This is a genomic window from Streptomyces sp. NPDC002265 (assembly GCF_040296125.1).
Classification (GTDB): Bacteria; Actinomycetota; Actinomycetes; order Streptomycetales; family Streptomycetaceae; genus Streptomyces.
On record NZ_JBEOWS010000285.1, the window covers coordinates 1 to 2,053 of the forward strand.

Annotated in this window: 1 protein-coding gene and 1 pseudogene; both read right to left on the reverse strand. The window is 63.2% G+C overall.

Going from position 1 to position 2,053, the window contains the following annotated elements:
* Positions 1-85 precede the first annotated feature (85 nt).
* A pseudogene (locus tag ABT085_RS34840) lies at positions 86-223 on the reverse strand (IS256 family transposase); the annotation flags it as partial.
* A gap of 551 nt (positions 224-774) precedes the next feature.
* Positions 775-2,053: LGFP repeat-containing protein (locus tag ABT085_RS34850; protein ID WP_502982871.1), on the reverse strand; the 1,279-nt coding region annotated here is incomplete at its 5' end.

Below are 2,053 nucleotides of genomic sequence, written 5' to 3' on the forward strand. Positions count from 1 at the left end.
AACCCCTCAGCAAGGTTCATCGTCCCAGGTCAGGAAGGCACTTTCGCGTTTCCGCCCCACAGCCACACATCCCCAAGTGAAACGGCGAGGCTAACTCGGCTATGTACTGGTTGACTTCGGCCTCCAGGGCCGCGGCGAGCATCCGTCGGGCACCCTCGCGGACGATGTCGTCCATCAGGGATCCGGTATCGGTGGTTCCGCCGGTGTTGACTACGCTGAGCACGGGCGTGCCTTCCCGACCCGCGGTGCAACGCGGGTCTACTCGGTGACCATCAATCGATCACTCGGGAAGGTACGCTCTCCGCGCTTCGTGAGGCACCCCTCCCGAGGCCGATCCACAAGTCTTGAGCATTGCTCCCCTTCGAGTACCTGGAAATCTTCCATAACCGCCAGCGCAGACACTCCGCGCTGGGCATGCTCACCCCGGTGGAGTACGAACTCCGCACCCCGCCAGTAGCCTGAAACCAAGCAACTCGACTCCGCCCAACTCGGGACAGTCCGGGGACTCCACGAAACGGGGTGCAGCTCACGCTGATGATTGGGCCATACCAGGGTGGCCGGCTCCCCGGGCAGCGTCGGCGCCGACACCCGCTTTCGCGTTTCACTGGACCGAGGCTGACGTGTGGTCCCAACCGCACGACATTCTTCTCGCCGACCGCCGCGCCCGTAAGTGCACGGGCGCGGCGCCCTTGTCCGTCGCTGCATCATGCGGGTAGGTGACTCGTTCACGGCCGGTCTCGTCGTGCCCTGGCCCGCTTGGTGCGCGCCCGTAATTTAGGGCTTCCCGAGTCGGATATTATCCCTGATATACCGGAAGTACGGGTTATTGGAGTCGCGCTTAGTGCCCGGGGGCACACTGCTGGCACCAACGAACCAGTCCTCGACAATCTTTGCCTGCTGCTCCAGATTGAAGTCGCCGTAGACAGGCCCAGCAGGCCCGTAGACGTACGGCGCATGGACGCCTTGCGTCGCCTCGCAGACCTTGGACGCGAACGCATCAGCCATTAGAGCCAATTGCATCGGCGTGTGCTCAATCTGCCAGGCATGGACAAGTTCATGGATGAAGACCTGTCCGTAGGCGCCGTGGGGATCCTTGCGCGGATCGTCGAACGCGCCGTTACCCATGTTGAGGGTGATCTTCCCGTCGAACCGAGGGAAGGTGAACGCTCTGTCGCCTCCCCCTATCGTGTCTGTCAGAACGATCCGGTCCTTGGCGGGCAGGGTTCCCTGGAACACCTGGTCATTGGCCCAGTTGTACTCGTCGTCGCTCAAATGCCGCGTCCGACTGCCGAGCGCGGCAATGCCCTCCGCGGCAAGTGCAAAAAGCGTGTTTTCCGGGCCGGCCAGCCACAAGATGCCTTCTGCGAGTCGTGCTCCCGGGACGAGCGAACCCGTCGAGAGCAGAGAACCGACCTCGAGGCCGACGAAGACCACGGCGCCGACCGGTCCGAGCGCGCTACCGACGCCCCACTTAATCAGCCAGTTGAGCGCAGCCTCAAGAGCATTTCCGATGTCGCTGCTGTATTCCAGGTGAGTCGCCAGCTGGCCGTCATTGAAGGGGGCCAGATTGTTGTACACCAGTGCATCGGGTGGGTGGTTCTCATCCCAATCGTGATTTCGGGATCCAGGGGTGAACGTTCCCCCCACGTGACCGTAGTGGCTGAACGCGACGGCCTTCCCAGACGACGCTCGTACTACGGCAGACATGCCGAAGTCGTAACCGTCAGCGCCGCTGTCGTGCGCGTGGCCCTGCCAGCGGATCGACCCGTCCCCATTGATCGTCACTGTCACCGAACCGCCGAGCGCTGCGAGACCGCCGCTCACGATGGGTGCGCTGAGCTTGAGTGGGTCGAAGAAGGACCCGGTCTGAGGCGACCACGAAATCCGGCCTCGCTCGAAATTCTGTTCACGTCCTGGTAGGCCGCTGCGGTCGTGTTCTTCTTCGAGCGGATAACCGACCTCGCTGGCTTCCCATCCGCGTCTCGCCCAGCGGTCACGAATGGCCCCGTAGACGGGGTGGGGTCCGGTCTCGGGGGTCCAGTAGATGGAGGAG